Origin of the sequence: Rheinheimera nanhaiensis E407-8 (assembly GCF_000296695.1) — a bacterium.
GTDB classification, from domain to species: domain Bacteria; phylum Pseudomonadota; class Gammaproteobacteria; order Enterobacterales; family Alteromonadaceae; genus Alishewanella; species Alishewanella nanhaiensis.
Map to the genome: position 1 here is coordinate 151,621 of NZ_BAFK01000005.1, position 12,135 is coordinate 163,755.

8 protein-coding genes are annotated in these 12,135 nt (G+C 54.5%); 5 read left to right on the forward strand and 3 right to left on the reverse strand.

Annotated elements, in window-relative coordinates; translation table 11 throughout:
- Positions 1 to 25 precede the first annotated feature (25 nt).
- Complete coding sequence (locus RNAN_RS05890) at positions 26 to 1,480, reverse strand: M14 family zinc carboxypeptidase (protein ID WP_008219794.1); 1,455 nt, start codon at positions 1,478 to 1,480, stop codon at positions 26 to 28.
- A 202-nt stretch (positions 1,481 to 1,682) separates the two neighbouring features.
- On the opposite strand from RNAN_RS05890, the gene RNAN_RS05895 reads away from it, so the two are divergent.
- The 4 genes from RNAN_RS05895 (at position 1,683) to RNAN_RS05910 (ending at position 7,090) form a co-directional block, all read left to right on the forward strand.
- Positions 1,683 to 3,071 carry a Na+/H+ antiporter NhaC family protein gene (locus RNAN_RS05895; protein WP_008219796.1) on the forward strand — a complete coding sequence of 463 codons (1,389 nt, stop codon included), beginning with the start codon at positions 1,683 to 1,685 and terminating at the stop codon, positions 3,069 to 3,071.
- A gap of 10 nt (positions 3,072 to 3,081) precedes the next feature.
- The gene (locus RNAN_RS05900; RefSeq protein WP_008219798.1) at positions 3,082 to 3,756 is read left to right on the forward strand and encodes a M15 family metallopeptidase; all 675 of its coding nucleotides are present in this window, start codon (positions 3,082 to 3,084) and stop codon (positions 3,754 to 3,756) included.
- A 144-nt stretch (positions 3,757 to 3,900) separates the two neighbouring features.
- Positions 3,901 to 6,342, forward strand: a complete 2,442-nt coding sequence (locus tag RNAN_RS05905) for a YncE family protein (protein ID WP_008219800.1) — start codon at positions 3,901 to 3,903, stop codon at positions 6,340 to 6,342.
- A gap of 130 nt (positions 6,343 to 6,472) precedes the next feature.
- Positions 6,473 to 7,090 (forward strand): TetR family transcriptional regulator, encoded by a 618-nt coding sequence (locus tag RNAN_RS05910; protein ID WP_008219802.1) that lies wholly within the window; start codon positions 6,473 to 6,475, stop codon positions 7,088 to 7,090.
- 100 nt (positions 7,091 to 7,190) lie between these two features.
- Here the strand turns inward: RNAN_RS05910 and RNAN_RS05915 are convergent, their stop codons facing one another.
- On the reverse strand, positions 7,191 to 10,319 hold the full coding sequence (locus RNAN_RS05915; RefSeq protein ID WP_008219803.1) for an efflux RND transporter permease subunit: 3,129 nt from the start codon (positions 10,317 to 10,319) through the stop codon (positions 7,191 to 7,193).
- Positions 10,320 to 10,330: 11 nt separating this feature from the next.
- Positions 10,331 to 11,488 carry an efflux RND transporter periplasmic adaptor subunit gene (locus tag RNAN_RS05920; RefSeq protein ID WP_008219806.1) on the reverse strand — a complete coding sequence of 386 codons (1,158 nt, stop codon included), beginning with the start codon at positions 11,486 to 11,488 and terminating at the stop codon, positions 10,331 to 10,333.
- 217 nt (positions 11,489 to 11,705) lie between these two features.
- Here RNAN_RS05920 and RNAN_RS05925 point away from each other — a divergent pair, with 217 nt between their 5' ends.
- Positions 11,706 to 12,104, forward strand: coding sequence for an OsmC family protein (locus RNAN_RS05925; RefSeq protein WP_008219809.1), 399 nt, complete (start codon positions 11,706 to 11,708; stop codon positions 12,102 to 12,104).
- Positions 12,105 to 12,135: the final 31 nt, after the last annotated feature.

Genomic DNA, 12,135 nt, shown 5'->3' on the forward strand with positions numbered 1-12,135 from the left:
GCACTCAACACTCAAAAAGTATGCTCTAGGTGCCCAGTGGGTTTAACAACTTGCCACTGCTTAGCTCAAGCAACTGGCCGTTTAGCAGCACCAGTTGCACACCCTGCGCATTCGCCAGCAAAAAGGTCGCCCTGCGCTGGCGCTGTGGTGTGTCGCCCGGCAAACCGGCGGGGTTAAGTAGCACCGGCAAGCGGGTGTCGATACTCAGCAGGCGCTCATCGCCGCTAAAGTGGCTATAGCCCTGGCGCAGTAACGCCAGATACGCCTGCTCGGTCAGCTGTAAAGGCTTGGTCAGCACATAGGCTTTCGGTGGCTGGTAACTTAAGCCGCGGGCGTCAAACTGATGGTAACTGCCGTAAATCGATAAATCGCCAATATCCCGCAGCCGCGCCTGTTTAGCGCCTTCAATGTCTAGATCGACCGCCAGATCCACTTTGGCGCGTTGGCCGTTAATTTCTATATTCAGATTATGGATCAGCAAATCTTTAATACCGCCGTCGCGGTTAAATGGAATAGCCTGATAAGCGCTTAACGGTTGCTGCTGATAGCGGCCGCTGCTAAGGCTGTTAATACTCAGTACCAACAGCTGGGTGATCAGCTGCCGCGCGACCTGGCGGTTGTCATCAGCCGGGTGGCCACCGGCTTCAATTAATACCGTGCTAATGCCCATGCCGGCGAAGGTGTCACCAAAAGAGCGCCAGGAGAAAGTGTCGTCGTATTTGGCCAGATAACCCGGCAACTCCCGCGCCATTAAATCGCGCATCTCGCCAATGAGTTGCATGGCTTTTTGCCGCACCGGATCTATCTGTTTGGCCTCGTTAAAGGCTGGCGCTAACAGTGAAATGGTCGCTTGCTTATTGCTGTCGCCCACCGCATAAAAGCGGTTTTGATCATGCAGGTTTAAACCAAAATCCGGCTTAAAATCGCGGGCGGCCTGCATCAGTAACCGCCCTTCCGGCGTTTGCAGCGCTTTGGCGTCACGGTTAATGTCGATGCCCATGCTGTTAAAACGCGAACCGGCCGCTGCACCATCGGGGTTTACCATCGGGATCAGCCGCAGTGTCAGCTTGTCTTGCCAGCCTTGCAGCCATTGCTGGCCCTCTGCCGTGGCCAACAGCTGCAGTAGATCCATTACCGACGCGGTAGCGGTAGATTCATCGCCATGCATTTGTGACCAGGCCAGCAGCTTGACCGGCCCGCTACCAATCTCAATTTGCCAGATCGGCGTCCCCAGCACCGACTGCCCTAGCTGGCTAAAACGCAGCTGCGTATTAGCGCGGTGTTGCTCCAGCAGCGGCGCTATATCGGGGTAACTCAGCTGCGCCTTATCCAGGTCCGCAGCTTTTATCTGCAAATATTGCTGTGCGGTTAACCCTTGCTGTGTCATCACCTGCTCTGCCCCTGTTTTAAACGCCATGGCCGCCAAGGTCATCGCTCCCCCCATAGTGGCCATCAGTAGCCAATTGCTGACGCGCTGCATACAACACCCTGTACTTAACAGTAAGGCTGTTAGCATGGCGCAATACTGTTAACAATTGCAAGTCATTCGCCGGGCAGTGAACCGGCTGGTATAACCGGCTATCGCAAGGCGCTGTTTGCGAAAAACTTGCGGGGGCGCGACACAATCTGTATAAATTATTCAGCAATGAAGCAAATTAGAATAATAATGACAGGAGGCCAGCTTGGCTGATTGGCTTACGCTGCTACCGGCGCTGGTAGCAATTATCGTGGTGTTGTGGCGCAAAGAAGTGATCCTGGCGCTGCTGTTATCCCTATGCTGTGCTGAGCTGCTGATTTACCTGCGAGCGGGCAATGCCGGCCCGGGCTTGCTGCTCGATGGCAGTATCGCCACGCTGGAGCGCATAGTGGCAGTAACGCGCGATGGTGACAACGCCCGCATTTTAATGTTTTCCTTGTTGGTCGGCGGCCTGTTGGCCTATATGCGCGACTCTGGCGGGGTGTCGGCCACGGTAAAACTGCTGATAGAAAAAGGCATTGCCAAAACGCCGCGCCAGGCCGGTTTGCTGACCTTTTTTATCAGTTCAGTCACCTTTATTGAATCTAACTTAAGCTCACTCACCGCCGGTATCAGTTCACGCGGCTTATTCGACAAGTTTAAAATGAGCCGGGCCCGGCTGGCCTATATTATCGACAGTACCAGCGCACCTATCTGTATCATTATCCTGTTAAATGGCTGGGGCGCTTATATACTGGGTTTACTTAGCACCTATTCGCTGGGCGAGTCGGCGGTGTCGGTATTAATCGGCACCATACCGCTGAATTTTTATGCGCTATTTACCCTAGCTCTGGTGCTGTACACCATTATCAGCGGCAAGGTATATGGCCCGATGCGTAAATCAGAGCAGCAGCTGCACACACTGGCGAATCACACTGAAATTGATGTCACCCCCAGCCACCCGGCCTTTATGCTGGTGCCGCTGCTAACCCTGGTGGCCTCTATGCTGGGCTTTATGCTGCTTACCGGCAATGGCCGGCTGGTGGCGGGCTCGGGCTCGCAATCGGTGCTCTACGCCACCACGCTGGCCTGTCTGGTAGCCTATTGTATGATGCTGTTTAGCAAGCGCTTTAGCCATCAGCAGTTAGTGGATACCGGCTTTAAAGGCATGAGCGAGCTATTACCGCTGGTGACTATAGTGCTGCTGTCACTGGCGCTGGGCAGCAGTTTAAAGCTGCTGGGCACCGGCACCTTTATCGCCTCTATCGTTAACGACAATCTGCCGCTGCTACTGATCCCGGCGCTGCTGTTTTTGGCCGGTGCGTTAATTTCTTTTACCACCGGCACCAGCTGGGGCACCTTTGCCATTCTGATCCCGATTGGCATGCCGATGGTGGAATTGTTAGGGCTGCCACCGTCTTTAGTGTTAGCGGCAATTTTAAGCGGCGGCGTATTTGGCGATCACTGCTCGCCCATCTCCGACAGCACCGCGGTAAGCTCGGTCGCCTCGGGCTGTGATCTGCTGGAGCACGTAAAAACCCAGCTGCCGTATGCGCTGTTGTGCGGTGTGCTGGCCCTGCTGGCGTTTTTTATCGCCGGCGTGCTGATGATTTAACGAGGTACAGATGAAAACAACCGCCTTAGCCTCAAGCTTGCTGCTTAGCACTCAGTTAGCAGCCAGCGATATCCCGGCCGATTTTAGCGATGTTGGCCAGTTAATCCCGGATGCGCAGATAAGAATGGCCTATCTGGGCAGTGACAATTTTGTCGGCACCCCGGTTGATGGCTACGAAGCCAACAAATGCTACCTGCAACAAAACGCCGCCCAGGCGCTTATCAAGGTGCAGCAAGCCGCCAGAGCGCAAGGCTACAGCTTATGGATTTTCGACTGTTACCGGCCACAGCGGGCGGTAAACCACTTTATGCGCTGGGCTGCCGACTTAGCAGATACCACAACCAAGGCGCAGTACTATCCTAACTTGAATAAAGACCAGCTGGTAGGCGAATATATTGCCGAAAAGTCCGGCCACAGCCGCGGCAGTACCCTTGACCTCACCCTGGCCAAACAGGACGAACAAGGTAACTGGCAGCCAATTGATATGGGCTCGCCCTTTGATATGTTTGATCCGGTATCCAATGTCGGCAACCCGGCCGTTAACGCGGCGCAAACTGCTAACCGCCAGCTACTGGAAAACCTGATGCTGCAAGGCGGCTTTAAGGTATACAACATGGAGTGGTGGCATTTTACCCACCAGCCGCCGGTATATACCGATACCTATTTTGATTTTGTGGTGCGCTAGAACGCAGCTGGCATCGCAATAAGCACAACACCACAAAATAGTTACACCTTATTAAAATAAGCATTGACTTGTCACTCATTAACCCTTAAAAAAGGTACATTTTTTAACCTGTTTGTTTCCCTACTTTTACTCAAGGACGACATTATGCCGTTAACCCTGCGCAAGCCTGCAGCAGCGCTGCCCTGGCTATTACTTACGACATTATTGGCCCTCACCGGTTGTGGTGGCGGCGGTAGCGACAACACAGACACCGGCACCGGCGGTGTCACCGTTGACACCACACCGAACAGCTTTAGTTTTGCCGCTCAGGTAAATACCCCGTTAGACCAGTGGGTAGAATCTGCCGCTATTACGGTTAGTGGTATCAATGCCGCGGCCACTATCAGTGTCAGCAACGGTGAATATGCTATTAATGGGGGCAACTACCGCAGCAGTAATGGCACGGTGAATAATGGCAACACCGTCAGGTTGCGGCACAGAGCTGCCAGCGCCAATGGCAGTACCACCACCAGCACGCTGACCATAGGTGGCGTTAGTGCCAGCTTTAGCAGTACGACATTGGCGGCAACGGGCGGCACACTCGATGCACAGGTCAATATTCAGTTTCCGCTGGGCCAGGCAAAAACAGAGCGCAGTACCATCACCGTCAGCGGCAACGCCATCAGTACCAGCCCCCTGCTGAACATCAGTATTAACGGTGTTGATGCAACGCTGAGCAGCAGCTCGGCTCTTGCCCCTGAGCAGGTTGGTATCGCCAGCAGCCCGCCGGAGTATCAGCTAAACTGGTCGGCCGAAGTACCTCTGCCAGCCAATACGGATACGACTCTGGCAGTAGCGGTAACCGACTCTGCCGGCAACAGCAATACGCAAGCAGCCAGTGTCAGTGTCAGCCGTAAATTTGCGCCTTCCACCTTTAGCTTCGATGCCTTAACTAACCGGCTTTATGCGCTGGTAGAAAATAATGAGCTGGTGAGTATTGATTTGGCCAGCAATGAGTATCAGTTTCTCAGCACGCTGCAAGGTGCTGACCGGCCGGTCATCGCCGCCGACATTGGTAAAGTGTTTTATGCCACCGCGCTGGATAACAGCGTTACCCTGTACAGCACCGATATCGCCACCGGCGTGGTTAATCAGGTACATAGCTTTACCGTACCCTTGGCAGAGCAACAGTTTATCAACCTGACCGATATGGTGTACGTCGAGGCTGCGCAAACATTGTTCTTTATGCTGGCTTATCCGGCCAATGAACGGGCCAACTATTTACACGAGCTATATAGCTTCGCGCTTAATAGCAATACCCTGACACTGGTGTCATCCGATGATAAAGGCAACGGCCCGAGGCTGGAAACCAACAAGTTGGCCTGGCTTGGCGATAAGCTGTTGGGGTTTACCTGGGAGCGCGATGGCCTGATCAGTATTGATGTCAGCAGCGGTAACCGTAGCCTGGTTGTCAGTGATATTCCTGGTTTTAATATGGCATTAGCTAAAGGTGAAACGGATACTGTTGTTTATGTTGCCGGCTTTGCCGGTGTTTTCCGGGTCGATTTAACCACAGCCACCATCGACACGATTTCCGCTGAAGCGGCACAGGATATTTATGTCACTGCCCAGATAGAAAGCCTGGCCTTTGACGCCGAGCAAAACCGCTTACTGTTAAGCGACGCTATGGCCGGCTTGGTATTAGCCGTTGATCTGGCAACGGGCACTCGCAGCAAAGTATTAAGCTCAGGCGTCGGTGATGGCCGCTACTTGCTGATGCCTCAGTTTCTGGCAGTAGATCCTGACACCGATCAGGTTTATGTGCTGGACGCGAACAACAACGCCAGCCAGGCGCTGCTGGCGGTTGATTTAACCAGTGCCAATCGCAGTTTTGTCACAGCCAGTGCAAACCTGCCTGCTGACACAGCGTCAGATTTGTTACTGGATAAAGCGCGTAACCGGTTAATAGTGATTTACACTAACCAGATAGTCGCAGTAGATCTGACCACCTCAGCCGTTAGCCTATTAAAACAGCGCGGTGGTGACAGCGGCATTAACGTCGACTCTTTTGGTGGCGGTGTGATCGACCCCGTTAATAACATGCTGCTGCTCAGCAGTTTCGCCACAGACAATACCCTGGTTGAGCTTGACTTAATCACCAACCAGCATCAGCTGATCAGTATTACTCCTGAGGATGCCAATCACGCTGTTAGCGGCATTGTGGATATCACCCTCAATAGCAGTGCAGATAAAGTGTACCTGCTTAGTCAGTCGCAAGGTCTGATCCATCAGATGGATCGCGCCACGGCGACAGCGCAGGTCATCGTCAGCAGCTGTTTAAATGCTGCACAGCAAAATATGCTGGATCTGAACTACACCACGCCACTGCATATGATTTATGACGCCGGCAGCGATAACCTGCTGGTAAGCGCCAATGCCGTGCTGGAAGTTGACCTGGACGACAACAGCTGTGTGGCCTACGGTAACAATGGCGACGCCCATATCGATCTTGCTATCACAGACAGTAACCAATTGCTGACCACCCAGCAAAACAAGCTGCTACAGTACGACCGGCATAATAACCAGAGCGTGGTTATCTCGCGCTAGGCAAACCACCAAAATCCCGCTACGGCGGGATTTTCGTTTACACCGCCGCAGCGTATTAGCTAAAGCTTGAGCAAGGGTTTTGTGTTAACATGGCGCCAATTTATCCTTTGTTCGTTGTTAGAGATGTTGCATGGCCAGACGTACCAAAGCCGAAGCTGAAAGTACCCGCGCGGCAATTTTAGATGCTGCAGAAGTGTTGTTTTATCAACAGGGTGTGTCGCGTACCACGCTGGAGAAAATTGCCGTGGCAGCCAACGTGACTCGGGGTGCCATTTACTGGCACTTTCAAAACAAGGCTGATCTGTTTAATGCCATGTTAGAGCGGGTACGGCTGCCGTTTCAGCATTTGCTGGATGCGCTGGACAATAACACCACAGATGAACCCTTCGAGCAGATCCGCCAGTTGTATATTAATGGCTTACAGCTTATTGCCAGCAGCGCGCAGCACCACCGGGTGCTGACGATAGTGTTTCACCGCTGTGAATATATCGACGAGTTAAACCCGGCCGTTAACCAGCAAGACCAGTTAGATGAGCAGGCCGTAGCAGTGCTACAACGGGCCTTTGAGCGGGCGCAACAGGCTGGTAGTTTGCGGGAGGGGGTATCGCCACGCTTAGCCGCCATGTCAATGCATATGTATGTCGGCGGCATTATCAGCCACTTCTTATTAAAACCGCAGCAGTGTGACCTGCGCCAGCACGCGCCGGTACTGATTGATACTATGCTGCAGGGCCTGAAACAGCCATAAAAAAACCGGCAAGTAGCAAAGTGCCAACCTGCCGGTACAGGGGTAAAAGCGTTAGACGGGCAGCCGCTGGTTAATCAAGGCGCTGCCCGTTTTTGCTGGCTTATTTCGCCGGCACTTCAGTACCTGCTGCCGCTGGCACGGTTGTACTGGCAAACAGCCGCATGATCACCAGATAAAACACCGGCACTAAAAACACCGCCAGCACCGTGGCCGAGATCATACCGCCCAGCACGCCGGCGCCAATCGCATTGCGGCTGGCAGAGCCGGCGCCTGAGCTTAACACCAGCGGCAGTACGCCCAGCGAAAACGCCATCGACGTCATAATGATCGGCCTTAGCCGCAGCCGCACTGCTTCCAGAATGGCCGCTGTCAATTCTCTGCCTTGCTGTTGCAATTCGCGGGCAAACTCGACAATTAAGATGGCGTTTTTCGATGCCAGCCCCATAGTGGTAAGCAGCCCCACCTGGAAATAGACATCGTTACCCAAGCCGCCAATATAAGCGGCGGTTAAGGCGCCGATAATGCCCAGCGGCACCACCAGAATCACGGCAAAGGGCACGCTCCAGCTTTCATACAAGGCGGCTAAGCATAAAAACACCACCAGAATAGACAGCGCATACAGGGCCGGCGCCTGCGAGCCCGACAGCTTTTCCTGATAAGAGGTGGCGGTCCACTCAAAGCCAATGCCGGCCGGTAACTGGCTGATTAAGCGCTCCATCGTAGCCATGGCTTCACCTGAACTGGTACCCGGTGCGGGCTCACCCTGAATTTCCAGCGCCGATACGCCGTTGTAACGCTCCAGCCGCTGCGGGCCATAAACCCAATGGCTGCTGGCAAAAGAGGCAAAGCTGACCATCTCACCGCTGTGGTTACGCACGTGCCAGCGTTTGATGTCCTGCGGCGTCATGCGAAACTCGGGCTCGGCCTGCACAAACACTTTTTTCACCCGCCCGCGGTCGATAAAGTCATTCACATAGGTCGAGCCCCAGCCAATCGCCAGCGTTTGGTTAATGTCATTCAGCGACACCCCCAGCGCCTGCGCTTTAAGCTGGTCTACTTCAATTTGCAGCTGCGGCGCATCTTCCATGCCGTTGGGCCTGACACCGACTAAATTGGCTTGCTGCGCGGCCATGCCCAATAACTGATTACGCGCATCTAACAGCGCTTCGTGGCCCAGGCCGCCGCGGTCTTGCAAAAACAGCGTAAAACCGGTGGCGCGGCCAAGCTCAGCAATCGGTGGCAGGTTAAAGGCAAATATCTGTGCTTCTTTTACCGTGGCAAAAAAGCCCCAGGCACGGCCTATTACCGCCTGCACGGCATCCGCCGGGCCGCGCTCACTCCAGTCTTTTAGCCGCACAAAGGCCAGGCCCATATTCTGGCCGCGGCCGGCAAAGCTAAAGCCTGTCACGGTAAAGACCGACTGTACCGCCTGTTCGCTGGCGTAATGGGCAGAAATTTTGTCCATTACCGCTTCGGTGCGCTGCTGACTGGCACCGGTGGGCAGCTGCACCAGGGTTAAAAACACGCCCTGATCTTCTTCCGGTAAAAACGAGGTCGGCAGGCGGACAAACATCAGTGCCATCACCGCAACGATAGCGCCGTACACCAGCATCGAGCGTTTCGGCCGGGCCAGCATGCCCGCCACGCCGCGCTGATAGTTTTTGTTGGTACTGTCAAAGCCGCGGTTAAACCAGCCAAAAAAGCCGCCCTTGGCCTGATGCTCACCTTTAATCGGCTTTAACATGGTGGCGCACAGCGCCGGGGTAAACATCAGCGCCACCAGCACCGACAGCGCCATAGCGGTAACGATGGTAATAGAAAACTGCTTATAAATGGCGCCGGTGGCGCCGCCGAAAAATGCCATCGGCACAAACACCGCCGATAACACCAGGCCGATCCCTATCAAAGCACCGGTAATTTGCCCCATCGACTTACGGGTCGCTTCTACCGGGCCTAACCCCTCTTCGCTCATTACCCGCTCAACGTTTTCTACTACGACTATGGCGTCATCCACCAACAGGCCAATGGCCAGCACCATACCAAACATGGTCAGCGTATTAATCGAAAAGCCAAAGGCCGCCATCACGCCAAAGGTGCCCAACAGCACCACCGGCACCGCCAGCGTGGGAATAAGGGTGGCACGGAAGTTCTGTAAAAACAGATACATCACCAAAAACACTAAGATAATGGCTTCAATCAGGGTTTGTACTACCGAGCTTATCGAAATTTCGACAAAGGGCGTGGTGTCATAAGGGATCACCGTGCTTAAGCCGGCCGGAAAATACGGCTTCAGCTCATCTAATTTGGCCCGCACTGCCGCAGCGGTATCCAGCGCATTGGCACCGGTGGCCAGCTCAATGGCCAGGCCGGTCGCCACTTTGCCGTTGTAACGCGCCATCACCGAGTAATCTTCACCACCCAGCTCAATACGGGCCACATCGGCAAGCCGCACGGTAGAGCCGTCGGCATTTACCCTCAGTAAAATCTGGCCGAATTCCTCGGCATTGGTCAGCCGGGTTTGCGCAATAATAGCCGCATTAAATTGCTGATCCGGCAAGGCCGGCGCGCCGCCCAACTGGCCGGCAGTCACCTGATTATTTTGTACCTGTATGGCTGCGGTAACATCGGCCGGGGTTAGTTGAAACTGGTTTAGTTTGTCGGCGTCCAGCCATACCCGCATCGCATACTGGCTGCCAAATACCACCACGTTGCCCACCCCCGGTGTGCGGCTTAGCGGATCCCGAACGTTGGCAACGACAAAATCGCTGATATCGTCACGGCCCAGGCTGTTATCGTCAGAGATAAAGCCTACTACCATTAAAAAAGCGCCGTTAGATTTAGCTACCCGCACACCATTTTGCTGCACTTCCTGCGGCAACAGTGGCAACGCCTGCTGCAGTTTATTTTGCACCTGTACCTGGGCAATATCGGCATCGGTGCCGGTTTCAAAGGTCAGCGTCAGGCTAACGTTGCCGGACGAGTCCGAGTTAGCCGACATATACATCAGGTTATCCAGGCCATTCATCGCCTGCTCTATGACCTGGGTGACCGCATCTTCGGCCGTTTGCGCCGAGGCACCGCGGTAGCTGGCACTAATGCTAATGGCCGGTGGCGCGATACGCGGGTACTGCTCTACCGGCAACTGCTTAATGGCCAATAAGCCGGCCAGCATAATCACCAGCGCAATCACCCAGGCAAAAATGGGCCTGCTGATAAAAAAATTCGCCATGACTGCTCCCGTTACTCTATGGCCATCTGGCTGGCCGCTGGCGCTGCAGCCACGGCCCGCACCTGAGCACCCGGCCGTACTTTTTGCAGGCCGGCCACTATCACTTTATCGCCCACCGCTAACCCCGACAGCACCTGCCAGTGCTGGCCGCGGCTGTTACCGGTGACAATTTGGCGCTGCTCTACTTCGTTATTGCTATTTACCAGCAACACCGTCGCGTCACCTTTGGGTGTGCGGCTTACCGCCGCCTGCGGCACCAGCAAGGCCTGGTTATCCACACCATGCTGCAAACGGGCGCGGACAAACATGCCCGGCAGTAACTCACCCTGGGTATTAGGAAATACCGCCCGCAGTGTCACCATGCCGGTGCTGGGGTCGACGTTGACCTCAGAAAACTGCAGGCTGCCCTGCTGGGCATAGCGGCTGCCATCGTCCAGCAGCAAATCGACTACCACCTCAGTGCTATCGGCGTTATGCTGGCGTTTTAGCTGCAACAGCTCGGTCGCTGACTGGGTTAAATCGACATAAATCGGGTCCAGCTGGCGAATAACCGCCAGTGCCTGCGCCTGGTTCGCCGTTAGTAGCGCCCCCTCGGTAACCAGAGAGCGGCCAATCTGGCCACTGATCGGCGCATGAATAGCCGTGTAATCTAAATTAATTTGCGCCGTTTGCAGCGCCGCCTCACTGCTGGCCACGGCAGCTTCGGCCTGCATTAGGGCGGCACTGGCGTCATCATAATCCTGCTGGCTTACCGCCTTGCTGCCCAGTAAGCCTTTAAAGCGCTCGGCTTTAAGCTTAGCGTTGTGCGCCAGCGCCTTACTGCTGGCTAAGTTAGCCTTAGCCTGCGCCAGGGCGGCCTGATAAGGCGCCGCATCAATTTGGTATAACAGCTGGCCGGCTTGTACAACCTGGCCTTCAGTAAATAAACGCTTAAGCAAAATCCCGCTTACCTGCGGTCTTATCTCAGCCTGGCGGTAATCGGTGGTGCGGCCGGGCAGTTCAGTGGTTAGCGCCAACTCGCTGTGTGCCAGCGTTACCACTTCAACCTCGGGTGTGGGCGCGCCCTGCGCTGCGCCTGCCTGTTGTGGTTCACTGCAGGCCGTTAATAACCCGGCAGCCGCTAACATTACCGCTGCCCATGCAGCCTTCGTTTTACTGTTAAACCCCATAGCCTCTCCTGTTATCGCTACCCCTTAGCGCACCGTGCTGTGTAGCACAAGGGGCAACTGGGGCAGATTAGGCTGCGCAATATACATACAAGGCTGTATGTAATCAAGCTAAAAGCCACTTTGCCAAGACCAACGGCAAAAAAAAGCTGACCAATAACCATCAGGGCAGTATAGACTGAGAAAACCAGTAAGGCTGTTAACTCACCACAGGTAGCGCATGAGCATACAATTACGTAAAAGCGACAGCGGTATTTACCGCCAAACCCTTCGCATTCAGCAACACACTATTTTTGCCGATGTGGCCCAAGACCTGGGCGGTGATAACAGCGCGCCCGACCCACACGACTACTACGACGCCGCCCTGGCCGCCTGCAAAGCCATTACGGTAATGATGTACGCTAAACGCAAGCAACTGCCGCTGGATTACATCGACATTGACATAACCCGCGACAGCAGCCAGGAAGCGCAAGGCACTTATGTGTTAAAGGTGCAGTTAAAACTGCTGGGAAATTTAACCGACGAGCAAAAAGCGCAACTGGCCGCCGTTGCCGATAAATGCCCGATCCATAGACTGATGACGGCGGTGAAGACTGAGGTGCAGACCAGCTTTAGTTAATAGGCCAACGTCGGTTAGTTTTCAGGCAAGC